The following is a 26,921-nucleotide window of genomic DNA, read 5'->3' as shown; positions in this document are numbered from 1 at the left end:
GGAGGGTAGCAAAACGGGTGAGTGAGGTAGATGTCGCAATTGTGGGTGGTGGCCTCAGTGGCCTGAGTCTGGCTTGGCGGTTGCAGCAAAGCGCCCCCCAGTACAGCGTGGTTCTTTTAGAGGCCAGCGATCGCCTTGGGGGCAATATTACGACGCAAGCAGCCGAGGGCTTTGTCTGGGAACTGGGTCCGAATAGCTTTGCACCGACCCCTGCCCTGTTACAACTGATTGCTGAGCTGGGCTTGCAGTCGGAACTCATTCGGGGCGATCGCCACCTACCGCGCTACATCTACTGGCGGGGACAACTCTACCCCCTAGAACCCACCCGTCCCCTTGCCTTGGCCACCTCAAATCTCCTCAGCCCTTGGGGCAAAGTGCGGGCAGCCCTTGGTGCTTTAGGGTTTGTGCCCCCCTATCTGGGTAGTGGCGATGAGTCAGTCAATTCATTTTTCCGTCGCCATTTGGGGCAAGAGGTGGCTGAGCGGCTGGTGGCGCCCTTTGTCTCTGGGGTTTATGCGGGTGATCCGCAACAACTGAGTGCCGCTGCTGCTTTTCGTCGTATTGCCCAACTGGAAAAACTCGGGGGTGGCCTCATTGCCGGTGCCCTGCGCCTACGGCGTCAACAACCCCCTAAACCGAAGCCGCCTACGGGTGTACAGATGCGACCGGGGGAACTTGGCTCCTTTAAGGAAGGTTTGGCTGCGCTACCTCGGGCGATCGCCCAACAATTGAAAGCACCCATTCACCTGCAAACCCCTGTTCAAGCAATCACCCCAGACCCCAAGGGTGGCTATCTGCTGCGCAGTGGTGAGCAAACGTGGCACGCCCGCAGTGTGGTCTTGGCAACACCCGCCTATCAAACCGCAGAGTTGGTGGCACCTTTTCAGCCAGCGATCGCCCGTGTTTTGGCCACCATCCCCTATCCCACCGTGGCCTGTGTGGTTTTGGCCTACCCCGCTGGACTCGGGCGCAGTGTCCGCCCCGGCTTTGGGGTACTGATTCCGCGCGGTCAGGGCATCCGCACCCTTGGCACCATTTGGTCGTCCTGTCTTTTTCCCCAACGTACCCCCGCCGGTTGGCAAGTCTTTACGAGTTTTATTGGCGGTGCCACGGATTCTGCTTTGGCAAGCCTCAGCGAAGAAGCCATTGTCCAGCAGGTGCAGCAGGACTTGAGCCGACTCCTTGATTTACCCGCAGCCAAGGCACGCTTACTCGGCATGAAGGTTTGGCGACGGGCGATTCCCCAATATATCGTGGGCTATCCTGAGCAGTGGCAGCAGGTGACCCATGCCCTCAGTCAAACCCCCGGCCTATTCCTGTGTAGTAACTATGCTGAGGGTGTCGCCTTGGGCGATCGCGTTGAACATGGCAATCGAACCGCTGCTGCTGTTGCTGCCTACCTTTCAGGAGGCCAGCCCTAGGGATGTCGCTGTCGGACTATATGAATGCCGCTCTTGAGCGGGCTATCTATCACTTCAATGCAGAGGATGGCCTGATTTACGGTGAAATTCCAGACCTTGAGGGGGTCAAGGCCCATGGCAAGACAGTGCTTGAATGCCGCGAGCATCTCTCCGAACTCTTGGAGGATTGGATCTACTTCCATGTCTCGCGGGGCATCCCTGTACCGGTGATTAACGGTATTGACGTTCCCGTACGCGAGATTTTTTGAACCTCACCCTCTTTGGCTACCCCTTATCTATAGAAAAGGGATTGTAAGCAGATAGCTCGAATCTTAACAAATCTGCTAGAATCCATAAGTATGGAAAGTAAATTTGTTAAAATTGACGTTGCGGCTAAGCTGTTGGGGGTTTCAATTGAAACCCTTCGCAACCGCAAAAGCATGGGTGGGACTCGGTTTTACGACTCCACCAAGCTGGGAGACGCTGATAGTCCTACAGTTTGCCATGGCCGCGTTAGCAGCTATAAAGCTGTCAGAGCGTGTACCTAACCACAACGCCTATGCTGGCGTGAAGTCAGCGAAGCACGTATGGTCTGCATGGTACGCGCTAAACAAAAAAACTGATGCTTGTAAAACGGCATCAGTATCTTACGCTCTCTAACAGAGAACTAGAGGTCATGCTTTGCGCCGAATCCTCGGATGGAGTGCATGGCAAGCGGAAACGCGCTTCTAGGTGTGGTGCAAGTCCACAGCGGAGCAATCGTACCGCTACGGTTGCGAATTCCTAGGTTTCTGTAGATTTTACAGATTCTCGTAGGTTTGAATTAGCGGCTGTATTCTCAATAGGCTAGGGAGCACTCCCCTGTAACATAAACGAGCAAACATAGCCTAAGATTATCGGTAAGCTTAACGAAGCGATACATCCGCTCTACTAAGGAGGACATAACCCTATGGCACTCGTACCCATGCGCTTGCTGCTAGATCACGCAGCCGAAAATGGTTACGGCATTCCCGCCTTCAACGTCAACAACATGGAGCAGATCCAAGCCATCATGCAGGCGGCCCACGAAACCGACAGTCCCGTGATTTTGCAAGCATCGCGGGGTGCCCGTAAATATGCTGGGGAAAACTTCCTGCGTCACCTGATTTTGGCTGCGGTGGAAACCTATCCCCACATCCCCATTGTCATGCACCAAGACCATGGTAACGAGCCTGCCACCTGCTACTCCGCCATTCGCAATGGCTTTACCAGTGTGATGATGGATGGCTCCCTCGAAGCCGACGCCAAAACCCCTGCTAGCTATGAGTACAACGTCGCTGTCACCAGTGAAGTGGTAAAAGTCGCGCACTCCATTGGTGTTTCTGTGGAAGGCGAGCTGGGCTGCCTTGGCTCCTTGGAAACCGGTAAAGGGGAAGCCGAAGATGGCCACGGGTTTGAAGGTGCCCTCGATCACTCGATGCTGCTTACTGACCCCGATCAAGCCGTGGATTTTGTGGAGCGCACCCAAGTCGATGCCCTGGCAGTGGCCATTGGAACCAGCCACGGTGCCTACAAATTTAGCCGCAAACCCACTGGTGAAATCCTCGCCATCAGCCGCGTGGAAGAAATCCACCGCCGTTTGCCCAACACCCACTTGGTGATGCACGGTTCTAGCTCCGTACCCCAAGACTTGATTGACATCATTAACCAGTACGGTGGCACCATTCCGGAAACCTACGGCGTGCCTGTGGAAGAAATCCAAAAAGGCATCAAGAGCGGTGTCCGCAAAGTCAACATTGACACTGACAACCGCCTAGCCATTACCGCTGCGGTGCGCGAAGCCCTCGCCTTGGCACCCAAGGAATTTGACCCCCGTCACTTCCTGAAGCCATCCATTAAATACATGCAAAAAGTCTGTGCCGATCGCTATCAGCAATTTGGCACCGCCGGCAACGCCAGCAAAATCAAGCAACTCAGCCTTGATGACTATGCCGCCAAATACGCCAAAGGTGAACTGAAACAAGTCACTCAGAAAACCGTGGTGGTCTAAGCACTCTGCGATCGCTAAGCAACGATAAGTAACGTGATAGAGGGTGGCTACGGTCACCCTTTTTTGATTTGAAAAAAAAATAGCTCTATAGTTTTATTTAACTTTATTCAACGGGCTTGGAGGGACTCGAACCCCCGACCTGCTGATCCGTAGTCAGCCGCTCTAATCCACTAAGCTACAAGCCCAAGTCAGGAACACTATCGTAGCATGAATTCCAAGAGAGATCAAAGGGGCGAAAGGAAATTTGCGCGCGGGTGTGTCATAGTCGGGAGCGGAGACCCTTGACCCAAACGGATAGATGCTGAAGAAACTCCACCGCTGGTTCCTGACCACTCCCCATCTGCCGCGATCGCTAGTGGCCTTTGGTCTGAGTCTGGCTGCCCTTGCCCTCTTGGATAGCGGTGCTAACCTTGTCCTCGCTCATCTAAAAGCAACTGCCCCAAGGCTCTTTGCTGGTTTGGTTGCCGGTACCTTTGACACTGGCTTTGCTCCAGAGGTGTGGCTCTCGGTGATTGGCCTTACCCTCGGCACGTTAATCATTGTGATTTCCATTGCAGCGCAAAATATCCCCAAGATTACTGAACTCTACATGCAGGACTGGACAAGCCTGATCTATGTCTGGTGTCTGGTTTTAGGCGGTGCCCATATCTTCTACATCAAGATTTTGCAGGACTTGGGCAGGCATCCCGTTGGCAGCATCTTCTTGAATTTATACGGCCTCTTGCCCTTGGCAATTTTGACGGCACTGCCCTACATCTTCTACATCCTGAAGTCCATTCAACCGGAAAGTGTGGCTCAGCAAATTTACCGCCGCCAGTATCACTACATGAGTCAACTGGGCATTGTTCTCAAGGATGGGGTGTCCTATCAACCACAGTTCTTGCGCCGTAGTCAGGCTCACCTGATCGCGGGATTGAACCAATTGGATGATTTGCTGGCCTATGTGGCGTTTCGGGGAGCGCAGGCCGAGATTATTGGCGCCGTCAGTGAACTGCTTCAGCACTACATCAGTTGCAAGCCCGACTATCCAGCCTATTTCTTTCGCCTCAGTGGTGCGGTAATGGGAGACATTGCCTTCAAAACGATGTTTGACCAATTTAGCCAGATTGAAGAGAACCATACCTTCTATGAGCAGAAGTGTTTTCGGCTCCTCGGGAATGCCTATGTGCGCTTTTTGGAGGAGGAGCAGTTTCCTTTGGCGTCGCTGTGTGGCTCTGAGATGTGCGCGATCGCCCACCGCATTCTCAGTATGGGGGATGACATTCTACTGGACTTAATCATTATTCGCTTCAATACGATGATGCGCTTTGCCATTAAACACGGCAGTCGTCACAACGAGGCACGCAATCTCTATAACTTGGCCTTTCACTATCGGCGGTTTATTGAGAGTCTGGTGCATTACCAGCGACCCCAGCTCACCCAAAAGTGTGTGAATTATCTACGTGCCTATGGGAATGAGGTCTATGAGTTGGCACAGAATAGTCCTGCTCTCTATTTCATTGTTGATGTTTTTGCTGCTGAGCTAAAGAAGGTCTTAATCTTGGTCAACGAGCAGCAGTGGGAGGAGCGACTGCAACTGGAACTCTTGGAGGAAATGCTTCGCCTAGATAATCCGCCGGAACTGCGTCAACCCCAAAATGGCGATCGCCCCTATGGCAAAAGTACAGGCGTGCGCCTACTGCAAATGGGACTCGCCCTCTTTTACTTGGCACGCCAACAACCCCAGTTTGCGCAGCGGATTGTTGAGGATATGGTGGAGGATGCAGCGATTCTCGGCTTGGCAGGGTTTAAGCGTCTCTTTCAGCAAAATTGCGATCGCCTGCGCCATGCTCAGCCCAAGTTTTGGGAGGACACCGATCGCGGCAATGCCAATTTGTACTACTCAGAACACACTGAGCAACTGCCTGCCCTACAGACCCTTGTGGATCGCGCCTGTCACGCTCTGGAGATGGCTCAGTCGTCCTAAAGCATGGTATAGTAATAAGTCTGAGGGCGAGTGGCGAAATGGTAGACGCACTACACTCAAAATGTAGCGGGGTTTCCCCATGTCAGTTCGAGTCTGACCTCGCCCATTGACTAACCGCCACCAAAGACTTGGATATTGGCAAAGGCACATACGGGCGAAGCGTGTCCCACACGAATGGCTTGGTTGGGTTCTCCCTTGCCACAAAACGGTGTACCAAAGATGCCAAAGGTGGAGGCATCTCCGACAGCAATCAAATTCTGCCAAAATTCTGGGGTGGTGCCGCGATAGTTGGGATTGCGCAGTGTGCGGGTTAGGCGGCCATTTTCAATGAGCTTGGCATATTCACAGCCAAACTGAAACTTGAGGCGATAGTCGTCAATTGACCAAGAGCGATTGGACTCCATGTACACCCCTGATTCGATGTTGCCGATAATCTGAGCAAAGGATTGTGTGCCCGGCTCGATATTCAGATTGGCCATACGGTCAATGGGGGGACGATTCCAAGAACAGGCACGGGCATTGGCAACGCCGGCCACCCCGGCTCGCTGCTGACTTTCAAGGCTGCCCAGACCCCGCAGCAGACGTCCTTCCTTGATGAGATAGAGGCGTTCAGCCGGCACCCCCAAGTCATCAAAGGCGTAGCTGGCCAGTTCACCGGCAACAGTCGGATCAAACGTGACATTCAAGAGCGGGGAACCGTACTGCCGCTGCCCAAAGTCCTCAAGGCGAATAAAGCTGCTGCCGGCATAGTTGCGCTCATCCCCCAAAATACGGTCTAGCTCTAGGGGGTGGCCGATGCTCTCATGGATTTGCAGCATCATTTGATCGGGGGCAAGTACTAGCGTTGTTGTGGTTTCTGGGCACTCTTGGGCACTGAGGAGTTCAACCGCCTGCTCGCCAATGTGATGGGCGCGATCGCTCAACTGATCAGCCGTCAGCCATTCCAGCCCCCCTTGATAACAGCGGGCTAACCAACCGTGATCTGTGCGTTGCTGCACCACCCCTGCCGCCTGAGCCGTGGCGCTCATATCCGTGAGCACTTGATAAAACTGTTGTTCAATTTGACTGCCATCACTGGTGAACCACTGGCTGGTGGTCTCTACGGTTTGTACAAAGGCGCGGGTTTGGACAATCTCGTCACTCACCTTGAGGCGATGGCAAATGTCCTTGAGGAGGTGATTCAACTCAGCCGCTGAGAGGTGATCAAAGGGTTGCTGTTGGGGCGATCGGTAGAGTCCTTTGCCCTTGCCCCGTGCCGCTGGCGTAAAGTTAAAGACTCGCCAATGGGCAGCGGTTTTTGCTTGTTGATAGGCCTGCTGAATCGCCCGATGGATAGCACTGGGTTGCAAATCTGGGGTTGCGGTATAGGCAAATTGGCCATTGACGAGCACCTCGACCATGACACCCCGCTGGCGCGATCGCTGGTTCATTTCAGGATGTCCATCCCGAGCACTGCGAGTCGTGACAATCTCCTCAACATAACGCAGCCCTAGCCAATCGAGGGGTAAATCAATCTGATTCAAGATGGCAGTGAAATTCGGTGCAGTCATGGCAGCGTGCTACTTTAAGGGATGGTAAAGTTTGAATCTTTTCCTATGCTAACGGCTTTTACTGCGGGGCTGACCCTCATCACGATTTCTGAGCTGGGAGACAAGACCTTCTTTATTGCCATGATTTTGGCAACCCGTCATAGCAAGCGGTGGGTCTTCCTAGGGTCATGGGCGGCTCTAATTGTGATGACACTGCTTTCAGTGGCCGTGGGCAAGGTCTTTCAACTTTTACCGCGAGAGTTCACCTTCTATGGGGCGATTTTGCTTTTCACCATTTTTGGTCTCAAGATGCTAATTCAAGGCTGGCGGATGGGGAATAGCCCCTGTGAGGATGAGTGTGAAGCGGCAGTGGAAACCGTTGAAAAGGCGGAAGCCAATCTCAGCCGTTGGGGCAGTAACCCTGCTTGGGCGACTTTTGTGGAGGCCTTTAGTCTCACCTTCATTGCTGAATGGGGCGATCGCACCCAAATTGCAACGATTACCCTTGCTGCTGCGAGCCATGCCTTGGGCGTTGCCGTCGGTGCCATTGTTGGCCACGGGATTTGTGCCGCGATCGCGGTTCTAGGGGGCGGCCTCATGGCTGGACGCATCTCCGAACGGACATTGACCTTGGGTGGGGGTGCCCTATTTTTAATTTTCGCGATTGTTACCGCCTTGCAAGGGATGCCCAAACTGTCTTGAGTTCGGCCTATCCTGCTCTCAATCCAGAAGCCCCTATAGCAGGCAGCCAGAGGTGGCAAACTCCTGCACCGCAGCGCGCATAAAGTCTCCAAGGGAGCGCACTCCCGCTTGATCCTCAAGCACTTTTGGCAGGTTGTCTTGAATTTTTTCACGGATGAACTGGCGATAGTCAGCATTTTGACCCAGTTCAATGGCTTTTTGAACGTATGCAGACGGGTCTGGAGCAATCAATTCAGGTATCTCCAACAGCGTCAAAATAGCAGCGGTATGTCGCCCGCGCATGAATCGCCCCGGTGTGGTCACGATAGGTACTTGAGCATAGTAGAGTGCTTCTAGCGTCGTATTGCCCCCCGACCATTCCAATGTGTCTAGGAAAACATCAAGACAATGCAGCATTGAGGTAAAACCATAGAAAGTTAAGCCACAGGAGAAAAAGCAGTACTCCCGATAGTCGAGGTTCTTAGCGGCAAAGGCACGCTCTAAACGCTGTTCAAACCGTCGCTGGGTGTTTTTTGTGATTCGATCAATAAACACAAATTGGCAATTCCCCACTGCTGCTGCAATTTCGGGATAGATGTCGTCAAACTGGGGAAGATACTTGAAGACAGTTTGCAGGCAACCGTAGATCACCGCATCGCTTTTGAGACCAAATTCCTCGCGGGTAATCGGCGATCGCGGATCCGGTGGCAGCGGACTAAAGGCAATTCCGAGATTTTTCAGCCGCACCAGCTTTTCTGTGTAATGCTTGTCTCCGTCAGGCGGCTCCATCAACTCGCTACTGAGGAAATAGTCAATTGTCGGCAGGCCAGAAGTGTCGGGATGCCCCCAAGACATACATTGAATTGGCGCTAATTTCAGAGCAGCAATCTTGATCAGTTCCAGATCCATGCCCAGTTCGGGGAAAATCACTAGATGTAATTGATCGGCACGAATCTGCTCAAACCATTCTTCGGGTGATTTGCTGCCCATGACAAACTGATGGCAATAGGTTTCTGCTACTTCTGTCCAGCGATCGCGATAATCTCGCACGTAGTAGCCATAAAGCTGAAACTGTGCTTTATCAAGATGTTTAAGCCAGCCGTGGAGCATCAATTTCCAAACCGTATGCTCGCGAAAGTGCCCTGAAACAAACCCAATCCGCAGGGGTTCATTGGCCTTCACTGGTGGCATTGGGGGGCGTTCTTTGGCGGCTGGAATCACACTGGTCATGATTTCATAGATCATCTGCCCGTACTGCTGTTGGACATCGCTGGTTTCTTCCCCTTGATAGGGCAGTAAAAATGTGCCCACATTCCCCAGCCACTTAGAGAGGTATTGTTTCTTATCTAAAGAGAAAGTTTGAAACGTTTGATAGAACTCGGCAACGGATTCTCTGATTTTTTGACGGCAATTCTGTAGCTCTTCTACATCTTTATAAACGTAGATCAAGTACCTCGTACACTTGAGAAAATCAATGCCAATTTGCCAGTCGGGTCTCAGTTCAATTGCTTTTGCGTAGGCTTCCAGCGCCTGTTGGAAATTACTATCAACGCCACTGATCATGCCAAACAGATACCAACATCTCGCTAGGCGAGGATCAAGTGCCAAGGCATGCTTCAGGCCTGAGACCACGGCTCGATAGTCGTTGTCATTCCATTTATTAATGGCTAGTTTTTCCCATCCCCTAGCAAAAGCAAGATGGCCTTTTTGTTGAGCTGTTCTTGCAATGAACTCTTCGATACACCCCATAACTGAAAACTTAGCAATCCCGACGGTATAAGAAGCGCATATATTTGAGGATAATCTCCCGTGCTTTCGGGCGGAGATCCCGCTTCAGTTGGGGATTTTCATCCACGCGATGCACCGCTTGCCACACTTGACACCAACTGACATCAAAGAGAGTTTGTGCTTCTACAAGGCCGCGTACCATCGCGATCGCATAGCTTTCGGGGTTGCGTTCCTGTGCTGCATTGAGAAAAGACATTCCCCGCTGTGGTTGAAAGTAGTTGTCCATTGCCGTGAGATACCCTAGGGCCATTAACTCATCGGCGGTCAGGCTTTCCAGCGGGATAGTTTCAGGGGTCGTGCCCTGTCTTAGGGCAAGATAGGCGCGGTAGGCTTGACCATTGGTTTTACCGTTGAAATCCCAGCCGAGGGCATTGATCAAGGCAGCTTTGTGATCGGTGGGAACCTGCGGCGAGGAGAGCCACTCCGACATTTTCAGATCAAGGCGGCCACTGCGCTTGGCTCGCATCACCATGGGAATATCGGTATAGGCTTCGTGGAAGGGAGTGGAGGTCAAGGGCGAATCTGCTCGCCCACTGGGCTGGAGGCAGACCACCGTTGTCAGGGCAAGGGCAGTCGCTAAAAGAGGAATAGACCCATGACTTTAGAACTTCTGCCTATTCCAGTGCCAGTACAGTTTGAACGCGCCTTGGCTCTACCTGCGCAATCCCGTTGGCTGGGTCTGTATTGGGAGCCACAACTGGGCTACCCCTGCTACACCGATGGCCAGACAGTGGACACAGCAAATCTGCAAGGATGGCAATTATTTTGCCAACATCCAGAAATACAGCCCCGCCTGTTGTCCTATCAACTGACGGCAGGGGAACGGGCGCCCCGGCACGGATTACTCTTCGATCGCCAACATCGCCGTCTATACATTGGTGAGCTAGAACGCATCCAAGAGTATTTGCAGCATCCAGTTGCCCTAGAAATTTTAGAGCCACTGACGCCAAGGCGTGGCTTTTCCCTAAAAGAGGGTTGGCGGTTCCTCAGAGAGAAGTGGTTAGTGGGGGTAGCTCTCGTGTTGTCGGCAATCGTGGGGATGGGTGTTGTGCGTACGGCTGGAGAGTATGTTCACGAGGTAGTCGAGGAGGTCTTTGATGACTGATCCAATGGCCAAAATCAAGTGTTCAATAGGGCAATAATCTCATGGCTAATGGCGCGCAGTTGGTTTTGTAGGTCTTCGCTGGGCAAATTGTTGCCACTAAAAACCCCCTGACCAATACTACTGAACCGCCACTGCTCACTCATATAGCTAAACCCCACGATGTCTAGACCAATGGCACGGCGTTGGGGAGAGTCTGGATCGCCATAGAGGCGGATTTGCAGCAGCAAACTGCGGGCTTGCCAGCGGCGACTCCAGCCCGGTAGGTGAAAGCCAATGTCAATTGAATCCGGATCCACCCAGTTGCGGGTGTGGGGGTCATCGGCCCAAGGGTGCAGGTCTGCGCGCAGATCCGGATTGCACTGCTTAAAGAGATGAACGATCGCCCCCAATTTGCTGGCCATCTGCACCGTCACTGCCTGCTCTGCTGCATTCACCGTCATTCTCTCCGCAACACCTTTGTTCCCAAGGTTAGCGAGGGGAAACGGCTTGATCAACTCTAGGGGTTGGCAGCGGTGCCAAAGGACGCTCAAGGCGGGGTTGCCCCACGGAGTAGCTCAGGGCATAGCTTTGCACCAAGAGCCAAAACCAAAGTTGGGGTGCCAAGGGTTCTAGCCACGGTTGACAACGGCGCACCAAGGGGGGCAGCCAAAAGCCAAAGAGGGCATGATACAGGGCATCCAAGCTAAAACTGAGGTAGCTTTGCAGCCAACGCAGCAGATCCCCAAGCCCTACCATTTCGTAGATCCACCAGAGAAGGCCGGGGTTTTGCCAAGCAGCTCGCAGTGCCATACGGTTAAAGGGCAGCCAGCCAGCGCGGTCTTTGATAAAGCGATCGGCCAATTCGGGGGATTCTTGGCCGAGGATGCCAAAAAAGGTGTTGAGCATGGCATTGACCCGCTCAGGGGGTAAGGGGCGATCGCTAGGCACCATCATTCCCCGCGAAAAGAGCCAAGTTACCGCTGTATTGCTCTGATAAGCGCGAATTTGGTTGAGAAATTGCTGTTGCACAAGGTCATGACGTAGGGCGGTGTCCAGCAGATCCGTCAAGCGTGGCAGGTTGCGCACCAGCGAGCCAAAACCGGTAAACACCAAGGGAGACTGGAGTGAGGCGGCATCGCCAATGGCCAAAACGCGATCAAATGCCACGGCGCGATCGCCCCGGTGGTGGCTAAAGTAGCCGGGGATGTAACCAAACGTCGGCTTCACCCAAGTCAGTTGATCTAAATCGCAGCGGCGGTACTCCGGCAAGATCGTAAAGAAGTCTTCGTAAAGTTCCAGCAAAGAGCCGGGAAACGCTGGCTGAATGTGGTGGTAGTGAAAAAGATAAATTGTGCGCTCTTCCCCTGCCCCCGGAAACAGTTCCCAAATGAGTTGCCGTCCCCGCGAAATATCACCGTGGCTAAAGAGCACATCGCCATAATCGCCATCCCAAACTTGCGGGGCAATCCCCTTAACAATCGCCCCCACTGTTGGACAAACACTATCGTAGGCACGACCACCGTTCAGTTGACGGGCAATGGGGGAGGCAGTCCCCATCGCATCCACAAGGACACGGGCGATCGCCGGTCGCTGTTCTTGGGTCTGGCGGTGCTGGGTTTGCAGAACCACACCATTGGGATGAATCGTGGCCGTCTCAAATTCTGTCCAATCCCAAATCTCACCCCCCGCTTGGCGCAGTTTCTCACCACACAGATGCAGGAATTTTGCTGAGTCGAGGGCAATATTGAGAACCGTCGGGGTGTGCAGTACAGGTGCCCGACAATGGGGAGGACTAGTGGCATCAAAGAACTTGTTAAAGCCATCGCGGTATTCGCGGGCAATGAGGCTCTCAAACTCCGCCGCCGTAAATAAACCCAGATCAATCAGGCTCTGAAACTCCATGCGGGAGATATTCCACTCCCGATTCATCCGGCCAAAGGGCAACCGCTCGATCACTAGCACCCGATAGCCCAACCGCGCCATCACCGCTGCGTGGATCACCCCCAAGGCACCCCCCACATAAACGAGGTCATAGCGAGGGGAATCACAGGGGGTCGTTGCAGTGTGCAAAACCGGAACCGGGGGCGTGGGCTGTTGTACCCCTTGGCGCCAGCGTTGCTCCCACCAATAGACCCGCTCTAAATCCGCCTCACCTTGGGGCATGCGTTGGAAGTATTTCACCGTCAGCGGATAGCGATCGACCAAGGCTTCAAAAATTGTCTTGTCAGCAGGCCAAGGAGGGAGCACCTCAGGTTTGAGGGGAAAGGCCAAACGTAGCTCCCGCTGCAGGTGTTGGACACAGGCACGCTCCTGCGGAAAACGCTGCGCTCCCCAGCGCATCACCTTGAGGTACGTTGTGCGTTGCACACTCCACAGGAAAATGGCGAGTTCCGTGGTGCTATTGGAAACCTGCCAACAGCCGCCGCTAGATTTGGGCGCGATGGCGCCAATGCGTGGCTCAAAGGTGTGATGCAGCCAGTGAATAACCGCTGCCGTATCGGGAGTGGGCACCTCAAGGTATAGGAGTTCTTGCATTTTATTTCAAAAGTCCGCTAAGGAGCTTGACAAGGGCGCGATTTGGCGTAAACTTCACTGTACTAAACAGTTTAAGAGAGTTTACGGTTTCTCAGAATTGCCCTGTTGCCCTATGCATTATCCCATTCCAAGGAGTCTCGAAGAAATGGCGGCCCTCAGCCAGCAGCCGGTGAGTGAAGAGGTGGTGGCGGCAGCGATCGCCGGCGTGATTACGATTTGCCGTGCCCAAGGCCACAGTCTGGCGCAGGTGCAGGAATGGGTACTCGCAGACGATGATCTTCTGGATCAAAAAACGCGCCAATGGCTCAGTGAAGCAGTGGAAGTGGCTTGGTTAACTGTTGATACTGTTGCAGTGACGACTGGCCGTGAGGGCGATCGCTAGGGCATCAGCAGCGTCATCGGGCTTGGGCAGCGTCCTGAGATTGAGTTCCCGTTGCACCGCCTGTTGAACGTCTATTTTCGCGGCATTGCCGTAGCCGGTCAGGGCTTGCTTCACTTGGGGAGGGGTGAATTCCATGAGGGAACAGTGCAGTTGACTCAGGACTAAAAGAATCACGCCCCGCGCTTGAGCAACCACAATCGTATGGCTCATTTTGTAGAAAAAGAGTCGCTCCAAAGCCACTAAATCTGGTTGGAGGGCAGGAATGAGCGTGTGCAGATCGGTGTAGAGACTCTGGAGGCGATCGCCCACGGGGGCAGCCGCAGGAGTGGTGATCACGCCAAAATCACACACTTGGCAGGTGTTGCCGTGGATCTCAATACAACCATAGCCAAGGGTCGCAAGGCCGGGGTCTAGGCCAAGGATGCGCACACAGTCTAGTTCACGGTGCCGGTCAACAGATCCAAAATGGGCTTCGCCATCCAGTTCAACCCCACCTTCAGTTGATGTTCGAGGGTGGGCATGCGGTAGAGGTAGGCCAGTCGCCGTGCCAAGTAGGCCAGAGGGCCATCGAGGGTCAACCCCAAACCCGCCAAGGCGGCGCGATCGGTACCAAGGGTGAGCATTTCACCGAGATGGGAATAACGACAGGGCAGTAGCGGGCGATCGCTCAGACTGGCCCAAAGATTCCAAGCCGCATAATCCGCCTGTTGAAAAGCCGCCTGCGCGGTATGGGGAATCGCTTTTCCTTGCTCATCCACGGCATCCGCAGCATCCCCAAGGGCAAAAATCTCGGGATGATCAACGACTTGTAATGTGGGCGTCACCTGCAGGCGCCCCGTGGACGTTTTGGGCAAATCAAGGGCAGCAATCACGGGTGAAACCGCTGTACCCACCGTCCATAGGACAATATCAACGGGCAGATCATCAACGCGGTCTTTGTATTGCAAGGAAATCTGATCGGCAGTGACAGCAACGGGCGTCGTTTCCAAATCAATCCAAACGCCCCGCTCCTCAAGGGCACGCAGAGCCGCCTTGCGATTAAATTCTGGAGAAGACTTGAGAATTTCAGTGTTGCGATCCACCAAACGAATACGCCCGCGGCTGCCTAAGCGCTCCGCTAGTTTACAGGCCAATTCCACCCCACTCGGACCCGCACCCACCACGACAACGCGAATGCGATCGCGATCAGAGTGCTCACACCGTTGTAGCGCCTCTTCAAGGCGGTAGGCATCACTGAGGGTACGGAACGTCAAGGCGTACTCCGCCACACCGGGAATACTGTTTTTCGGTGTTTCACCCCCCAAGGCGAGCACTAGTTTTTCATAGGTGAGAGGGTTGCCCTCGCTCAAGTGAACTGTTTTTGCCTTGAGATCAATAGCGGTCACCGTTCCCTGATGAAAGACGACGGGTGTATCCTTGAGTAGCTCCACAAAGGGCGGTGCAATTTCCCACGCTTGTAGCTCCCCCGTAATCAATTCGTAAAGGAGGGGAGTAAACACAAAGCGATCGCTATGATCCACAAGGGTGATCTCTGGACGCGAAGACCAAGGAAATTGAGCAAGGCGGAGGGCGGTATAAAGCCCGCCAAAACCACCACCCAGAATGCAAATTTGGCTTGTCACCGCTGATTCCGTCATGATGCTGTCTCCCCCAGTATAACTTGGGCATCTGTGAGGTCAGTAATTTGGGGCACGGCTAGGGTCTCGTGGATGACTGGTTCTGGCAGCAAGGGGCGATCGCGCCGCAGCCAAATCGCTTGCAGACCAGCACTTTGGGCACCGAGGACATCATCCTCCCAACTGTCGCCAATGTGCCAGACCTGAGAGGTCGCATAGGGGATCACTGCCCGCTCAAAGATTAGCCGATCCGGTTTCGCCGCCCCCACCTCACTGGAAATCCACACCTCCTTGAAAAAAGGGGCTAACCCCAAGGCCTCGAGGACACCATACAAACGGCTATCAAAATTGGACACCACCCTCAGGGGAATATCCTGCGCTTGCCAATGCTTCAACGCAGGCAAGACATCCTCATACAGGAACCAAGGTTCAGCCGTGGCGTAGTAGGCAAAGACAGGGGCAAAAAACGTATCAAAATCAGCAAATTGATCCAAGACGCCCGCGCGGCGAAATGTGTCTGCCGCAACCCCTTGCCACCACCGCAATTCTGCCTCTGCCCGTTGTGAAGCCTCAAGCTCAGGAAAAGTACAGGGCGGAGCGGCCTTAAAGGCCTTAAAGAAGGCCACATCCAACGCGGCTGGATCGACATGAACCCCGACTTGGGCAGCAAAGCGACCATAAACGGTACCTACGGATTCCCGTAGGCCAAAGAGGGTGCCGACCGCATCGAGGGTAATGAGTTGGGGCGGATCAAGCGGGAGCATCGGAACTGGCATCTACAGCGGGTGGGGGAGAGGCCTCCTGAGCACGGCGCTTGCGTTCTTGCTCCACCAGTTCTTTCATCAGACTGCGAGCCTGATTGATTTTGTCGAGGTTGCTGCGGTAGAGTTCGAGATCCCGCTTGACTTTCTCGATCGGCAGCTTAATGACGGGAGCCAGTTGATCCAGTGTTTCGTTGAGATTTGTTGTCAAATCCCCCGCCAACTGTTGAAGGAAGGCATAGAGTCCCACCGCATGAAGGCGGCTATACTTGCCCTCGTGGTTGAGGCTGTTGAGGGGGGCACTGGGTTGACCACTGTTGAGTTCATCGAGGATTTGGCTCAAGGGGCGGCCTTGGTATTGTTGCCAACTGGCGGCATCCTCCTTAAGTTGTTGCGGGTTCATTTCCTCAGCCACACAGAGGGCATGGAAAATACTGGCGCGATCGCCCTCGGGCTGATAACCCTCCATAAACTGGTCAAAGGCGGTAACGACCCCAAGGGCAAAGAGGGGAGAGTAGCGAAAATCTATATTGACGCGCAGCAAGTGGATTTCGACAAGCAGTTCTTCAATAAAGCGACGGTAGATCGAGTGAATCGGTCGCGTGTGAGCCGCATAAAAGGCGCGTTTGGTATCAGAGACAGTTCGAGGATTTTGCACAAGCTCTGCCGATATTCGTTAAAAAATGTCATGATTCTTTACTATTATCGCCCATTGCGCTTTCCCAATCAATGATGCGTCCGGAGCTTGCCCTAGCCATCACTCAATTCAACAGTGGCGAATTCTATGCCTGCCATGACACCCTCGAAGCTCTCTGGTTAGAGGCCAGTGAACCTGAGCGCACGTTTTACCAAGGCCTGCTACAAATTGCCGTGGCCTGCTATCACCTGAGTCGGGGCAACCAGCGGGGGGCAGTTTTGCTGTTGGGGGAAGGGCGGCGTCGCCTTGAGCAGTGTGATCCAGACTGTTGTGGCCTAGACTTGGCAACCTTTTTGACGGCAGTGACGGAGTTACAAGCGCAGCTTCAGACCCCCCTTGACGCAGAGCCAAAAATTCAATTGCATCTTGCCGTTTCCCAACCGATAGATCATCAGGCCTAGCATCACTAGAAGCATGGGACGCCTACAACAGCACTCTAAAACTCCAGCTCATCCTCTTCAGACGCTTCAGCAATTGGGGTGTCTGGACTTTCCCCCTCATCGGGTAAGCGAATAACCACCCCGTTAAAGAAGCGTGCCAGTTTTTCGGCGGATTCACGCACAGGATCCGGGGCAGTAGTGAGAGGGGGTGGCGGTGGAGCAGGGGTTGGTTCTACTGGGGGTGGCGGTGGTTCTTCCCGTGGCCGAAAGGGAACGACAACAGCGGATTGCGGCGGCTCCTTGGCTTTTGGCGCCGGCGTGGTTTTGTGGGGCAGGGGAGCAATCTCAAAGGCGACTTTGATGCGGCGGCCTAGAACTTGGGAAAAGGCGGCCTCGATTTTGGCTTGGTTATTCTTCGTCAGATTTAACAGTGTTTGATTAACAATGCCGATGTGCACCTCGCGATCGCTAATTTGTTGCAGGTGACCATGTTGCGAGAGCAGAGCATAGGTGCTCATTTGCATCTGCTGCAAGACCTGTAGTGCCTGTTCCCACACGGGTTCGGTATTGTCTGCGCGCGGTGCAGGGGTTGGCTTGGGTTCAGGAGCTGGAGCAACCGTATCTTTCGTGTCTTTAATTTGAACGTGTTTGAGTGGTGACTCTGACTCCTTGGGGGGTGCCGCAATGGCTGGGGGTTCAGTTCTAGGGGGCGAGACAATCGTAAGTTTCGGAGTGGCAGTAGGCGTTACATTGGGCACAGGGGATTGGGGTGCCGTCTCCGTCATCAGCCCCAGAATGCTAATTTCCAACCAGAGGCGGGGTTGATTACTCTGTTTGATTTGGCTTTCACAGGTGCGCAGATGTTGTTGGGCGTGCAGAATCTCCTCAACGGACCATCCCTCAGCAAAGCCAATCAACGCCTGCCAAGTTTCCGCTGTCAGGGCTACCAAGTCCTGCCGTTCAGGGACGGTTTTCGCCAAGAGCAGATCCCGATAGAGACTAGCCAGGTTTTGCAGAATCGTCAGCGGATCGCGACCCCGTTCCAGTAATTGGCGGGTGTGCTCAAGAACGGCCACCGCATCCCGACGGGCGATCGCCCCCAACAATTGCCGCAGATCCTGTTCTGGTACTGCCCCGGCCAGTTGCCATACGTGTTCTACGGTGATCCGTTCAGGATATAAGCTCAACTGGTCCAGCAAACTTTCAGCATCCCGCAGTCCCCCTTGGGACAATTGCGCCACCAGCGTCAAAGCCTCAGGCTCAATATCAATGTGCTCCTTGTCAGCAATGTGCTGAAGGTGGGCAACCATCTCCCCTAGGGGAATCCGCCGAAAATCAAAGCGCTGACAGCGAGAAATAATCGTTGGCAGGACTCGCTGCGGATCCGTGGTGGCAAGGACAAAGACCACATGGGGCGGCGGTTCCTCTAGGGTTTTAAGTAGGGCATTGAAAGCCGACACACTGAGCATGTGGCAGTTATGCACCAATAGCCCATTGGCAACAAAGTTGTGGTTATCTTCCACCTCAATGTCATAAACTGGCTCAGCTCCAGCGGGGGTTACAGATACGACCGTCTCCAAACTTGTATTCCATTGCGGGGACAAGGGTGCCGCATCCACAGGCGCAGGGGACAAGATTCGGCTTCCTACTGTGATGTCCCTTGCGGCTATCCATCCCCGATCCGTCCTAATTAGGTGATTTTCAGTACACCTGATCCTACGATGGGTCGTCTGAATTTCCAAGACATCGCGGGTGCCTTGGTCAAGCCAACGGACAATTCGCTTGAACTCCCATCGGCCACTTTGCTCGTTATAGCTGAGCACCTGCTTGCCCCTAAGCGCTGGATCATCAATCCTCATCAGCCCATCTTGGGTCAGCACGAGGGAATCACCCGTGAGGCATTCGTCAATCACATAAACTTTGTAGCGACACTGTACTGGGGCAAATTGTGCCTTCTCAATCAGTTCGCGAATGTTGTCCACCCCGGTGTGGCTAGCCGCATCAATTTCAATCACATCTAAACTGGTGCCATTGGCCACCTGCCGACAAACTTCGCACTGGCCACAGGGGTCGGGGGTAGGCTTGGGACTCTTCAGGCAGTTGAGAGACTTGGCCAAAATGCGGGCACTAGAGGTCTTACCCGTGCCTCGCGGACCACAAAAGAGATAGGCGGGGGCAATGCGCTCCTTGAGTAGAGCTTGGGTAAGTGTGGTGGCGATCGCCCCTTGACCCACTAGATCTGCAAAGCGTTGGGGACGATATTTGTGATGCAGGGGTTCGTAGGTCACTGCTGGGCTGCAATGGATATGCCAGAAGACGCTGGTGGGTAAATGCCGCGCATGTTATTCTAACAGGCCGACGATAGCCATAGGCTCGCTGTAAGCGATCGCCCCTCAGTCTCCCCCGATGAAATCAGCCCTAGCCCCTAGAACCAGCCTTTTTTGCCAGCAACGTAGGTTCTGTAAAACTCTTCATCACTCTTGGTGAGATAGATAATGCCCTCAATCAGGCCAATGATACCCATGACAGGGGCAACCAAACCGCAGGTCAAAAGGCTCACCAACAGCATGATCAAGCCCTCAGTGTTGTAGCCCAGCACAAATTTGTGAATGCCAAGGGCACCCAAGAGGATACCGCAGATGCCGGCTGCAATTTTCTTCCCTGAAATATCGGAATTTGAAGTCATCGTCCCTTCCCCAATGGTTATTTTTGATACAGCGCGATCGCGCCCTCTTGGCCTATATCCTTCAGGGTTTAAGGGGGACTGTCAAGGGGTCAGTAGGCAGTTTGTTGATTGACGCAAGACGTGTCTGGTCTTAAGCGGCAGCGACCCAATCGGCAAGAGGTTCCCAGCGCACATAGCGATCGCCCCCCACTTCCACCACCACTTTGAACTTCGGTAGGGTCTGGGTCAACTGTGCCAAATAGGCAAATTCTTGTCTTGAGAGCCGCTTACCATCAATCAGCCAGAGCACCAGTCCCTTGGCATTGGGGGGCAGGTTTTCCAAGTGGTAGGTCACTAAGGGCGGCTGGAAATAAACGCGAATGTCTTCTTTGCCCGTGTGCGCCGGACGAATCCCGTGCTCTTGGGTCAGGTAGGCTGCTAAATCCCCCAAGCCCGGTGCGCTCATGTGCAAGGTGGTATAGCCCTTGGAACGCAGTCGCCGTTGATAACGACCCTCAAAACCGCCTTCTGGGGGAACAAAGAGTGCCAATGCCCCAGCGGATTCTAAATCTTTGACAAATTGATAGCCAGCCAGCAGACCCATAGATCCTTTCTCACAGGTTTTAGCATTCCATCCAGCACTTTATCATGGTCATTCCTACTGCGGGTATGCCTAAGTTAATAGCAGTGCAAATAACCCACATAAGGCAATTCCATCAAAGACACCGGCACCACCAATACTCAGCACCCCCGCCGACATCCGCTCAATTTCCCGTAGGTGGAGTAAATCTGCACCAATCAATGTTCCCAGCACACCGCCAGCAAAGGCTATGGGTGCCGCCGCTACGCCCCCAGAAATCAAAATAGCTGTCATTGCTGCCGTCAGGGGCGCGACCAAGGCATTCATTTGAATACCAATCCCCGGTACCACCTGAGCAGAGTAGTAACTGACAGCGGCCACAATTGCCGTCACCAAGAGAATCGCCAAGGGACTGACGCGGGTAAATTGATAGAGCGCCAGCACCGTCGGGATCAGGCCGCCCCCCACATTCAGCGCCACAATCGTCTTTTGCTCAATTTTGCGCAGGGGAATGCCCCAAAACCGACTTAACCAGAGTTCTTCAAAGTCGGGAACAATGGCCACCGTGGAGACCCGCTCGTAGAGGGGGATATTAATCGTGCTGCCGAGAATCACCAGCAGCAGTAGCACTGAGGCAGCAGTGGGTGAAAAGCCCAACTTGGCAACGGCCACTTGTACGGCATCGAGGGCGATCGCTAGCCAAAGAAAAGGCAGCGACAGCAACAGCAGCACAAAGAGCAGGGCAGTAACCGGCAGATAAATCATCAAAGACCTCCGAGAAATCCTGCACTTTAGGGCAGGGAGGGATAGCCGCCAATCGAAGTCTTTCCTATTCTCTACAATATAGGGTGTTGCGGAGAGCACAAAATGTATGTCACTCAGAAGAACCAAATCCGGGGTTTGAGTCGGCAGGAATTTGCTGCCTTACGCGCCCTGTGCAGACTGACCAAAAATCTCTACAACGTAGGGCTTTATTTCGTCGGGCAGTTTTTCTTTGAAAAACATCAGTACCTCCGTTATGAAGCCAACTACCACGCCTGCAAGGAGAACGAAAACTATGCGCTACTGAATACCGACATCGCTCAGCAAACCCTCAAAGCAGTGGACAGAGCCTTCAGGTCGTTTTTCCGCTTGCTCAACAAGGCTCAGCAAGGGCTGTACAGGCAGGTGAGGTTGCCCCGCTATCTGAAGAAAGATGGCTACTTCCCGCTGATCATGCCGCGCATTAAAGTGAAGGATGGATACTTCCAGATTCCGATGTCGAGGCAGTTTAAGAAGGCATTCGGTGCTGTTCGTCTCCCCTTCCCTGAAAAAGGTGAGGATCATCCCGCGCTGCAATGCCCAATGGTTTGAGGTGGAATTTGTGGTTGAGCAGGAGCCAGAAACTACTGAAGTTGACCCATCGAGGGCAATGGTCGTCGATTTGGGGCTAGATAACCTTGCGGCTTGCGTGACGACGAGTGGGGCGTCCTTTTTGATGGACGGCAAGCAACTGAAAAGCATCAACCAGTGGTACAACAAGCAAAACGCCAAGTATCAATCCATCAAGGATCAGCAAGGCATCCAAGGCCTGACCCGTCAGCAGGGGCGACTCTTGCAGCAGCGCAATCACAGGGTCAGGGATTACCTGAACAAAGTGGCTCAAAGGATGATTGAGCACTGCCTGCAATTTCAGATTGGCACCTTGATTGTGGGGGTCAATGTGGGTTGGAAACAGGGGATCAACCTCGGCAGTCGCAACAACCAGAACTTTGTGCAAATTCCGTTTCACTCACTCAGAGTGAAATTGATGTCCCTGTGTGAACGCTACGGTATCCGATACATCGAGCAGGAAGAGTCCTACACGAGCAAGGCCTCGGCGATAGATGGTGAGGAGCTACCGATTTACGATGCGGATAACCCGAGAGAATACCAATTCTCTGGCCAGCGGGTGAAGCATGGCTTGTATCGGTCGGCTGAGAATCAACTGGTGAACGCGGACTGCAACGGGGCTTGGAACATTGGCAGGAAAAGTAAGCACGAAGGCTTTGCCAGAGTGTCTAGAAGGGTTTTGGCGGCCCCAAGGAGAATCTTTATCTCCTGAATCCGCATAAGGTCGGGGAGTCGTCAAGAAAAATTTCAGGACTTTACCTATTGGGGAAAGAGTTGTTTGAGGGCTTCTTCGAGGGTGGGTGCCATCACAATCCGCTGGTTGTCCATGACGATGACCCGTGCCAAGGTGGGTAGTTGATTTTGATCGGCTTCGAGGTAAATGGGTTCGACGTAGAGGAGCGATCGCTCGATGGGGATAATGAGGAGATTGCCCTGCACGGATCTTGACCCTTGGCGATTCCAGAGGGAAATTTGCTGCGAAATGACGGGGTCTTGATTGATCCGCGCCTCCATTTGCTCAGGGCCAAAGACCAATTCTTGCTTGGGAAAGACGTAGAGCAGGAGCTTGCCATAGTTTTGGCCATCGGAGCGAGCCGCCAGCCAACCAATGAGGTTGGGACGATTCACGGGTGTAAAGGGGACCAGCAGAATAAACTCCTCGGTGTAGCCAATGGGCAGTTTGGTAATGAGGTAGTAGGGGGCAACGGCTTGGGGTTTTTCGCGGTAGATCTCCTTGGGAATTTGCCAGAGGTCTTCGCGGTTGTAAAACACCACGGGATCTGTCATGTGGTATTTCAGGAGCTGCTCGGACTGCACTTGCAATAGATCAATGGGATAACGAATGTGGCGATAGAGGCGGTGGGGCATGGCACTCAGGGGATGAAAGAGGGTTGGGAAGATCCGCTGCCACGTGCGAATCATGACATCGTCGGGTTCCACCACATAGAAGGTGACATCGCCGTTATAGGCGTCCACCACCACTTTGACGGAGTTGCGAATGTAGTTAAACGAGTGCTCCCCCGGATCGCCGTAGGGGTAGTAGCGACTGACAGTATAGGCATCAATAATCCAGTAGAGATAGCTAACCCCCGCAGTGCTCGGGCTAGTCGCAATGTCGTGTTCAGAGCGTGGATCAGCGACGACAAGATAGGGTTCACTGTCAAAGCGCAGGAAGGGGGCGATCGCCCGCACGCGATCCTGAATCAATCGCCGAAAGAGCACCCGTGAATCTGGTCGCAAGTTGGGGGTCAACAGGAGTTGCCAATCCCGGAAATAGACGCTATAGACCAAGCGTCGCCACCAACTAGCAATGGGTACGCCGCCAGTGCCGTCGTAGTGGTTATAGACATTTTCAGCCCCGCGGGGAAAATCCAGTTCTGGGACATCGGAAGGGGCAAAGATATAGGTATTGGTGAGTTCACCGTAGTAGATCCGCGGGTAGAAAAAGGGAATACTCTCGCGAATCTCGGGGGGATTGACCAGTAGCTCACCCGTATCGCCAATATCACGAACAAAGTACTTGGGCAGACCATTGGCTTCGGCGGTATTCACGGGACTCATGGTGAAGCCATAGCCGTGGGTAAACACGAGATGCTCATTAATCCAACTGCGGGCAAACCGCTGAACTGCACTGTAGTCCACTTCGCGAGCGGCAATGAGAACTTGGCGAATTTCTGATTGGTCTTGCTCAGGATCCAGTTTCAGATAGTAGCGATCCAAAAAGGCCGCTGGAAACCGATAGTAGGAGCGCAGTTGTTGCAGTTGGCGGTTGGTTTCGAGAAGGGGACGGGTATCCCAAAGGCGAATGTTACGGGTGGTAGCCGCATTGGCAGCAATGATCTCGGCGTTGAGGTTATTTTCCGGCTGAAAGGGTTCGACCCGCATTTTTTCAAGGTTAAAGCCTTCGCGGGTGTGGGTAATGGTGCGTTGAATGTAGGGCAGTTCCCGTTGCAGTTGGTTGGGTTGAACAATGGCTGCTTCAATGGCTGTGGGCAGGAGCCAATCGGCAATCAGGATGACCACCAGATAGCCCAATGTAAAGCCAAAGAGGCCGGGGGCGATCGGTCCTAAGCGCCGCTGCCCTTCGCCGCCCCGTCGAATTGCTGACCAAGCCAGTAAACAGGCAACGCCAAAGGCCGAGGCTGAGAGCCAACCATAGAGGGGTAAGCGCACGGTGACATCGGTATAGCCTGCGCCAAAGGCAGCCCCATTGGTGGAATAAAGAAGCTTATAGCGCTCTAGCCAGAAGCTAAAGGCCACTGTGGCAAAGACAAAGGCACTTAAGCCCTGTAAATGCCGCCGTTGCGATCGCACGAAGCCGAGGAATTTGCCATGACTGAGACTTTCATTGGCAAGGAGATAACCCAAGGCCGTTCCCCCTAAGCCAACAACACTGAGGTTCACCAACCATAGGCGCAACAGTTCCCACAGGGGGATTTCAAACAGGTAAAAGCTAATGGAATGGTGAAATAGCGGTTCGGTATGGGGATCACTGGCGGCAAACAGTCCCTTGAGAACCACTGACCAACTGAGACTGGCGATCGCCCCCATAGTAAGGCTTAAGAGAATGCCCAATCCCTGAAAGAGGCGCACGGGCAACCACAGCCCCAGTACCGATGCCGCCAAACTCGGCACTAATAGCCAAGGATTCTGCACCATTTGCAGGGATAACTCCGCCACCCGCCAAACACTCAATTGTGGCAGCAGAGGGCTGTTAAAGGTAATTTCTGAGCGCTGTTGCCAGAGTTGGAAGGCGATCGCCCCAATGTGATAAGTAGCAACAATCAGCAGCCAAGTTAAACCGCCGGCACACAACAAAAGCCGCCATAACCCTAGCCCCCGATAGGTACTCTGGGCGGTCAGGGTAGGATCGAGGGTCACGGTGCGTTGCCGCAGGAGCCAGTGTTGCTGCCAACCATAGAACAGTGCCGATGCCCCCGCAACCGCTAGAAACAGTAAAGCTTGGACACTCCAGCGCTGCCAGACCACCGTCAAATAGCCCAGTTGATCAAACCAAAGGCTTTCGGCAATTAAGCGGCACAACCCCACCCCAAGGGCGATCGCCAGCACTAGGCCAGAAAGCCAGCGCAACCAACGGGGCATCAACTGTACAACGGAGAGCGACGGCATCAACCTCGAAAAATCGTTAAAACTACGGTACAGTGCAGCTAGATGCTTTCCTAAGGCCAGTTTAGCGATTTAGCCATGTTCTTGCGTTCAATACTTGTTGCCCTTTTGAGTTTGATTCTGTTTCTGGGTTCATCAGCCCCCAGTTGGGCGCTCGGGGGTGAATTGCCGCCCCTCAATGCCCCAGCACCTGACTTTTCTCTTCCTAGCAGTGTCGATGGTCAGCCCATTTCCCTGAAGGATTATCGCGGCAAGTGGGTAGTGCTGTACTTTTACCCCAAGGACTTTACCTCTGGCTGTACCCTCGAAGCCCAACGCTTTCAGCGGGATATTGAGCAATTTCATGCCCACAATGCTGAAGTGATTGGCGTCAGTGCCGACTCCGTGGACTCCCACGAAGATTTCTGTGACAGTGAAGGCTTGACCTTTCCCCTCCTCTCTGACCCTGATGGCCAAGTCAGCAAGGCCTATGGCTCGTGGTTGGGGTTTGTCTCGCTGCGCCACAGTTTCATCATTGATCCTGAGGGCATCCTGCGGGAGCATTATGTCAAAGTGAATCCCGCGATCCACAGTCAGGAGGTACTGGCTCGCCTAGAGGAACTGCAACAGCAAGTTTAGGCCTCTATTGCTGCGGTGAGGGTTCAGGGGTTGCTGGAGATTCATTTTGCACCTGCTGTGCCGCCTGCTGAATGGCATCTTTATACTTGGCGGGGGCTAATTCCACGGCTTTGGCATAGAGGGACGCCGCCTCAGTCTTTTTCCCCTGTTCCGTCAGTGCCATCGCTTGGGCAAGCACCGGGCGAAAATCGTTGGGGTTTTCTTTGCCCAGATTTTGGAAGAGGGTCAGCGCCTCATCATAGCGTTTTTGCGCCATATAGACATCGCCAAGGAGGAGTTGTACCGCCGTGACATCGACGCTCCCCGGTTGGACTTTGTTGGCTTGCTCTGCCCCTTGGAGGGTCTCTTCAATCAAACCAATAGCCGCTTGGGGACGATTTTCCTTGAGGTAGAGATCCACGAGACCCCGCAGGGCATTGAGGTTCCCCGGAGATTTAGCAAGAACCCCCTGAAAGGTTTGGGCAGCCCCCTCGCGATCGCCCGTTTGTTGTTGCGCTTGCCCTAGGAGAATGGCATAGTCTGTTTGTTCGGGTCGCTGAGCCGCTAACCGCCGCAAGGGGTCAATGACGCTGGCAATTTCGCCTTTGCCCAGTTGAATCAGTTGCAGCCGAGCCAGCACCAAGCCTTCTAGTGCCGTGGCATTGTTGGGTTCACGCTCTAGCACCAGTTGATAGCCCTTTTCTTGGGCTTGCAGTTCTGCAACTTTATCCCCAGCAGGGGGACTGGCCACAGGGCTAGGGGTGGCTTGGGGTGACGTAAAGGCACTAGTGAGCAGAGGCATGACGGAAATGGCGATGAAGGGAATCATCCCCAACACCAACACTAAAAGAGTGATCCATTTCTTGCGCATTCTGCCTCCTGCCCAACGTTTGCCTTGCCAGTACGATTCTAGCCTAGGGGGTAGGGCAATCATTGCCAATTTTCAGGTGGCTTCCCCTTGTTAAAATTTGAAGGATTCCTCGGAGAGCTGCCATGAGCGAACTAACGCCAGAAACCATTAATTGTGCAGAGGCCTGTGTCAATGGCTGTGTCCTTGGCGATCGCTGTCCCAACCGCGAGTACATTGCTGCCGCCACCAAGTTTATGAATGATACGCCCCTCGATCAAATTCTGCAAATCGCAGCGGATAGCTATCCTAAACGTCTTTTGGCCTCGATTGAGCGCGATCGCCAGCGCGCGGCGAACCCACCCCAAGAATAACTCGAGCAATTC

25 protein-coding genes, 2 tRNA genes and 1 pseudogene are annotated in these 26,921 nt (G+C 53.7%); 12 read left to right on the top strand and 16 right to left on the bottom strand.

The genetic code is table 11. The features are described 5' to 3' along the window. The first annotated feature begins 17 nt into the window (after positions 1-17). The 3 genes from hemG to fba all read left to right on the top strand — a co-directional run bounded on the left by hemG (position 18) and on the right by fba (position 3,429). The gene (hemG, locus tag KV190_RS01350; protein ID WP_460194260.1) at positions 18-1,421 is read left to right on the top strand and encodes a protoporphyrinogen oxidase; all 1,404 of its coding nucleotides are present in this window, start codon (positions 18-20) and stop codon (positions 1,419-1,421) included. A 2-nt stretch (positions 1,422-1,423) separates the two neighbouring features. Then, on the top strand, positions 1,424-1,669 hold the full coding sequence (locus KV190_RS01345) for a type II toxin-antitoxin system HicB family antitoxin (protein WP_460194259.1): 246 nt from the start codon (positions 1,424-1,426) through the stop codon (positions 1,667-1,669). 680 nt (positions 1,670-2,349) lie between these two features. Further along, a complete protein-coding gene (gene fba / locus KV190_RS01340; RefSeq protein ID WP_149820867.1) occupies positions 2,350-3,429 on the top strand; it encodes a class II fructose-bisphosphate aldolase in 1,080 nt (359 codons plus the stop codon). A gap of 111 nt (positions 3,430-3,540) precedes the next feature. Here the strand turns inward: fba and KV190_RS01335 are convergent. Beyond that, positions 3,541-3,614: transfer RNA gene (locus tag KV190_RS01335), tRNA-Arg, on the bottom strand. A gap of 113 nt (positions 3,615-3,727) precedes the next feature. Between KV190_RS01335 and KV190_RS01330 the strand changes: the two genes are divergently transcribed. Next, positions 3,728-5,395 carry a hypothetical protein gene (locus KV190_RS01330; RefSeq protein ID WP_460194258.1) on the top strand — a complete coding sequence of 556 codons (1,668 nt, stop codon included), beginning with the start codon at positions 3,728-3,730 and terminating at the stop codon, positions 5,393-5,395. Between the two features lie 24 nt (positions 5,396-5,419). Continuing rightward, positions 5,420-5,501 (top strand) — tRNA-Leu (locus tag KV190_RS01325). 4 nt (positions 5,502-5,505) lie between these two features. Here KV190_RS01325 and KV190_RS01320 read toward each other — a convergent pair. Continuing rightward, a complete protein-coding gene (locus tag KV190_RS01320) occupies positions 5,506-6,945 on the bottom strand; it encodes a TldD/PmbA family protein (protein ID WP_460194257.1) in 1,440 nt (479 codons plus the stop codon). 45 nt (positions 6,946-6,990) lie between these two features. On the opposite strand from KV190_RS01320, the gene KV190_RS01315 reads away from it, so the two are divergent. Continuing rightward, entirely contained in the window at positions 6,991-7,626 is a 636-nt protein-coding gene (locus KV190_RS01315) for a TMEM165/GDT1 family protein (RefSeq protein ID WP_460194256.1), read from the top strand. 33 nt (positions 7,627-7,659) lie between these two features. Here the strand turns inward: KV190_RS01315 and KV190_RS01310 are convergent, their stop codons facing one another. Together KV190_RS01310 and KV190_RS01305 are read right to left on the bottom strand one after the other, a co-directional pair. Then, positions 7,660-9,168: an O-linked N-acetylglucosamine transferase, SPINDLY family protein gene (locus KV190_RS01310; protein WP_460194254.1), complete on the bottom strand. Its 1,509-nt coding sequence runs from the start codon at positions 9,166-9,168 to the stop codon at positions 7,660-7,662. Between the two features lie 196 nt (positions 9,169-9,364). Continuing rightward, entirely contained in the window at positions 9,365-9,907 is a 543-nt protein-coding gene (locus KV190_RS01305) for a hypothetical protein (RefSeq protein WP_460194253.1), read from the bottom strand. A gap of 81 nt (positions 9,908-9,988) precedes the next feature. On the opposite strand from KV190_RS01305, the gene KV190_RS01300 reads away from it, so the two are divergent. Then, complete coding sequence (locus tag KV190_RS01300; protein WP_460194252.1) at positions 9,989-10,498, top strand: hypothetical protein; 510 nt, start codon at positions 9,989-9,991, stop codon at positions 10,496-10,498. Positions 10,499-10,512: 14 nt separating this feature from the next. On the opposite strand, the gene KV190_RS01295 is transcribed toward KV190_RS01300, so the two are convergent. Further along, positions 10,513-10,938, bottom strand: coding sequence for a hypothetical protein (locus tag KV190_RS01295; protein ID WP_460194251.1), 426 nt, complete (start codon positions 10,936-10,938; stop codon positions 10,513-10,515). 28 nt (positions 10,939-10,966) lie between these two features. Further along, positions 10,967-13,012 (bottom strand): NAD(P)/FAD-dependent oxidoreductase, encoded by a 2,046-nt coding sequence (locus KV190_RS01290; protein ID WP_460194250.1) that lies wholly within the window; start codon positions 13,010-13,012, stop codon positions 10,967-10,969. A gap of 145 nt (positions 13,013-13,157) precedes the next feature. Here KV190_RS01290 and KV190_RS01285 point away from each other — a divergent pair, with 145 nt between their 5' ends. Then, a complete protein-coding gene (locus tag KV190_RS01285; RefSeq protein WP_460194249.1) occupies positions 13,158-13,394 on the top strand; it encodes a hypothetical protein in 237 nt (78 codons plus the stop codon). On the opposite strand, the gene ruvC is transcribed toward KV190_RS01285, so the two are convergent. The 4 genes from ruvC to psb29 are packed head-to-tail and all read right to left on the bottom strand — an operon-like array spanning position 13,344 to position 16,429. Beyond that, positions 13,344-13,823 (bottom strand): crossover junction endodeoxyribonuclease RuvC, encoded by a 480-nt coding sequence (gene ruvC / locus KV190_RS01280; protein WP_460194248.1) that lies wholly within the window; start codon positions 13,821-13,823, stop codon positions 13,344-13,346. The genes KV190_RS01285 and ruvC overlap by 51 nt on opposite strands. A gap of 5 nt (positions 13,824-13,828) precedes the next feature. Next, positions 13,829-15,031, bottom strand: a complete 1,203-nt coding sequence (locus KV190_RS01275) for an NAD(P)/FAD-dependent oxidoreductase (RefSeq protein WP_460194247.1) — start codon at positions 15,029-15,031, stop codon at positions 13,829-13,831. After that, positions 15,028-15,774, bottom strand: a complete 747-nt coding sequence (locus KV190_RS01270; RefSeq protein ID WP_460194246.1) for an HAD-IA family hydrolase — start codon at positions 15,772-15,774, stop codon at positions 15,028-15,030. Before KV190_RS01270 ends, KV190_RS01275 begins: the two co-directional genes overlap by 4 nt. After that, positions 15,761-16,429 (bottom strand): photosystem II biogenesis protein Psp29, encoded by a 669-nt coding sequence (gene psb29 / locus KV190_RS01265; RefSeq protein ID WP_460194245.1) that lies wholly within the window; start codon positions 16,427-16,429, stop codon positions 15,761-15,763. Before psb29 ends, KV190_RS01270 begins: the two co-directional genes overlap by 14 nt. 71 nt (positions 16,430-16,500) lie before the next feature. Between psb29 and KV190_RS01260 the strand changes: the two genes are divergently transcribed. Further along, positions 16,501-16,869, top strand: coding sequence for a DUF309 domain-containing protein (locus tag KV190_RS01260; protein ID WP_460194242.1), 369 nt, complete (start codon positions 16,501-16,503; stop codon positions 16,867-16,869). 35 nt (positions 16,870-16,904) lie between these two features. Here KV190_RS01260 and dnaX read toward each other — a convergent pair whose 3' ends face one another. From dnaX to KV190_RS01240, 4 genes are all read right to left on the bottom strand, one after another. Continuing rightward, positions 16,905-19,136, bottom strand: a complete 2,232-nt coding sequence (gene dnaX / locus KV190_RS01255) for a DNA polymerase III subunit gamma/tau (protein WP_460194240.1) — start codon at positions 19,134-19,136, stop codon at positions 16,905-16,907. Positions 19,137-19,273: 137 nt separating this feature from the next. Further along, on the bottom strand, positions 19,274-19,534 hold the full coding sequence (locus tag KV190_RS01250; protein ID WP_460194239.1) for a TM2 domain-containing protein: 261 nt from the start codon (positions 19,532-19,534) through the stop codon (positions 19,274-19,276). 130 nt (positions 19,535-19,664) lie between these two features. Next, the gene (gene ndhN / locus KV190_RS01245) at positions 19,665-20,117 is read right to left on the bottom strand and encodes a photosynthetic/respiratory NAD(P)H-quinone oxidoreductase subunit N (RefSeq protein ID WP_250682876.1); all 453 of its coding nucleotides are present in this window, start codon (positions 20,115-20,117) and stop codon (positions 19,665-19,667) included. A 69-nt stretch (positions 20,118-20,186) separates the two neighbouring features. Beyond that, positions 20,187-20,858 carry a DUF1614 domain-containing protein gene (locus tag KV190_RS01240; protein ID WP_206200455.1) on the bottom strand — a complete coding sequence of 224 codons (672 nt, stop codon included), beginning with the start codon at positions 20,856-20,858 and terminating at the stop codon, positions 20,187-20,189. A gap of 102 nt (positions 20,859-20,960) precedes the next feature. On the opposite strand from KV190_RS01240, the pseudogene KV190_RS01235 reads away from it, so the two are divergent. Next, a pseudogene (locus KV190_RS01235) lies at positions 20,961-22,176 on the top strand (RNA-guided endonuclease InsQ/TnpB family protein). A gap of 47 nt (positions 22,177-22,223) precedes the next feature. Here KV190_RS01235 and KV190_RS01230 read toward each other — a convergent pair. Next, positions 22,224-25,067 carry a UPF0182 family protein gene (locus KV190_RS01230; RefSeq protein ID WP_460194236.1) on the bottom strand — a complete coding sequence of 948 codons (2,844 nt, stop codon included), beginning with the start codon at positions 25,065-25,067 and terminating at the stop codon, positions 22,224-22,226. A 102-nt stretch (positions 25,068-25,169) separates the two neighbouring features. Here KV190_RS01230 and KV190_RS01225 point away from each other — a divergent pair, with 102 nt between their 5' ends. After that, positions 25,170-25,709: a peroxiredoxin gene (locus KV190_RS01225; RefSeq protein WP_460194235.1), complete on the top strand. Its 540-nt coding sequence runs from the start codon at positions 25,170-25,172 to the stop codon at positions 25,707-25,709. Positions 25,710-25,713: 4 nt separating this feature from the next. On the opposite strand, the gene KV190_RS01220 is transcribed toward KV190_RS01225, so the two are convergent. Continuing rightward, positions 25,714-26,559: a tetratricopeptide repeat protein gene (locus tag KV190_RS01220; RefSeq protein WP_460194233.1), complete on the bottom strand. Its 846-nt coding sequence runs from the start codon at positions 26,557-26,559 to the stop codon at positions 25,714-25,716. Between the two features lie 122 nt (positions 26,560-26,681). Between KV190_RS01220 and KV190_RS01215 the strand changes: the two genes are divergently transcribed. Further along, on the top strand, positions 26,682-26,909 hold the full coding sequence (locus KV190_RS01215) for a hypothetical protein (RefSeq protein ID WP_149819916.1): 228 nt from the start codon (positions 26,682-26,684) through the stop codon (positions 26,907-26,909). Positions 26,910-26,921: the final 12 nt, after the last annotated feature.

Source organism: Thermosynechococcus sp. FA-CM-4201, assembly GCF_054689355.1.
The sequence above is the reverse complement of the archived record's forward strand: the minus strand, read 5'-3'. Positions and strand labels throughout refer to the sequence as shown.

Excerpts from the sequence above, each read along its gene's own strand:
- KV190_RS01345 (WP_460194259.1), top strand. The coding sequence starts at position 1,424 with ATGTCGCTGTCGGACTATATGAATGCCGCTCTTGAGCGGGCTATCTAT.
- fba (WP_149820867.1), top strand. The coding sequence starts at position 2,350 with ATGGCACTCGTACCCATGCGCTTGCTGCTAGATCACGCAGCCGAAAAT.
- KV190_RS01330 (WP_460194258.1), top strand. The coding sequence starts at position 3,728 with ATGCTGAAGAAACTCCACCGCTGGTTCCTGACCACTCCCCATCTGCCG.
- KV190_RS01320 (WP_460194257.1), bottom strand. The coding sequence starts at position 6,945 with ATGACTGCACCGAATTTCACTGCCATCTTGAATCAGATTGATTTACCC.
- KV190_RS01315 (WP_460194256.1), top strand. The coding sequence starts at position 6,991 with ATGCTAACGGCTTTTACTGCGGGGCTGACCCTCATCACGATTTCTGAG.
- KV190_RS01310 (WP_460194254.1), bottom strand. The coding sequence starts at position 9,168 with ATGATCAGTGGCGTTGATAGTAATTTCCAACAGGCGCTGGAAGCCTAC.
- KV190_RS01300 (WP_460194252.1), top strand. The coding sequence starts at position 9,989 with ATGACTTTAGAACTTCTGCCTATTCCAGTGCCAGTACAGTTTGAACGC.
- KV190_RS01295 (WP_460194251.1), bottom strand. The coding sequence starts at position 10,938 with ATGACGGTGAATGCAGCAGAGCAGGCAGTGACGGTGCAGATGGCCAGC.
- KV190_RS01290 (WP_460194250.1), bottom strand. The coding sequence starts at position 13,012 with ATGCAAGAACTCCTATACCTTGAGGTGCCCACTCCCGATACGGCAGCG.
- KV190_RS01285 (WP_460194249.1), top strand. The coding sequence starts at position 13,158 with ATGGCGGCCCTCAGCCAGCAGCCGGTGAGTGAAGAGGTGGTGGCGGCA.
- KV190_RS01275 (WP_460194247.1), bottom strand. The coding sequence starts at position 15,031 with ATGACGGAATCAGCGGTGACAAGCCAAATTTGCATTCTGGGTGGTGGT.
- KV190_RS01270 (WP_460194246.1), bottom strand. The coding sequence starts at position 15,774 with ATGCTCCCGCTTGATCCGCCCCAACTCATTACCCTCGATGCGGTCGGC.
- KV190_RS01260 (WP_460194242.1), top strand. The coding sequence starts at position 16,501 with ATGATGCGTCCGGAGCTTGCCCTAGCCATCACTCAATTCAACAGTGGC.
- KV190_RS01250 (WP_460194239.1), bottom strand. The coding sequence starts at position 19,534 with ATGACTTCAAATTCCGATATTTCAGGGAAGAAAATTGCAGCCGGCATC.
- ndhN (WP_250682876.1), bottom strand. The coding sequence starts at position 20,117 with ATGGGTCTGCTGGCTGGCTATCAATTTGTCAAAGATTTAGAATCCGCT.
- KV190_RS01240 (WP_206200455.1), bottom strand. The coding sequence starts at position 20,858 with ATGATTTATCTGCCGGTTACTGCCCTGCTCTTTGTGCTGCTGTTGCTG.
- KV190_RS01230 (WP_460194236.1), bottom strand. The coding sequence starts at position 25,067 with ATGCCCCGTTGGTTGCGCTGGCTTTCTGGCCTAGTGCTGGCGATCGCC.
- KV190_RS01225 (WP_460194235.1), top strand. The coding sequence starts at position 25,170 with ATGTTCTTGCGTTCAATACTTGTTGCCCTTTTGAGTTTGATTCTGTTT.
- KV190_RS01220 (WP_460194233.1), bottom strand. The coding sequence starts at position 26,559 with ATGCGCAAGAAATGGATCACTCTTTTAGTGTTGGTGTTGGGGATGATT.
- KV190_RS01215 (WP_149819916.1), top strand. The coding sequence starts at position 26,682 with ATGAGCGAACTAACGCCAGAAACCATTAATTGTGCAGAGGCCTGTGTC.